This is a genomic window from Micromonospora sp. SL4-19 (assembly GCF_047921475.1).
Classification (GTDB): domain Bacteria; phylum Actinomycetota; class Actinomycetes; order Mycobacteriales; family Micromonosporaceae; genus Micromonospora.
Map to the genome: position 1 here is coordinate 1 of NZ_JBLROB010000090.1, position 438 is coordinate 438.

Sequence of the window (438 nt, forward strand, 5' to 3'; positions counted from 1 at the left end):
GATCGTCGGCAGCCTGCTCGGCGACACCATCTCCCTCAACGTCCGCAGTGCCGACACCCTCGCCGCCATCGCCACGGTCCTGCTCGGCGCCGCCGCGGTCGCCGACGTGCTCTACCTGAACATCCGCGACCGCGCCGCCGAGCTGGCCACGCTCCGCGCCACCGGCTGGACCGACGCCGCCCTGGGCCACCTGGTCGGATACGAGGGACTCCTGCTCGGCCTGCTCGGGGCGGCGTTCGGGGCGGCGCTGGGGATGGCCGGAGCGGCCTGGCTGGTCGGTGACCTGCCGACCGAGCTGATGGCGGTCGCCGCCGCCGTGGCGGCGACCGGGGTGCTGGCCACCTGTGCCGCGGCGCTGGTGCCGGCCGTGCTCCTGCGCCGGCTCCCGACCGCGCGACTGCTTGCCGAGGAGTGACCATGGACGCGACCACGGGCAGT

General features: G+C 75.6%; 1 protein-coding gene. It reads left to right on the forward strand.

Going from position 1 to position 438, the window contains the following annotated elements; all coding sequences use genetic code 11:
• On the forward strand, positions 1-415 hold a 415-nt coding region (locus ACNAVT_RS31815), incomplete at its 5' end, for an FtsX-like permease family protein (protein WP_416301703.1).
• Positions 416-438 lie beyond the last annotated feature (23 nt).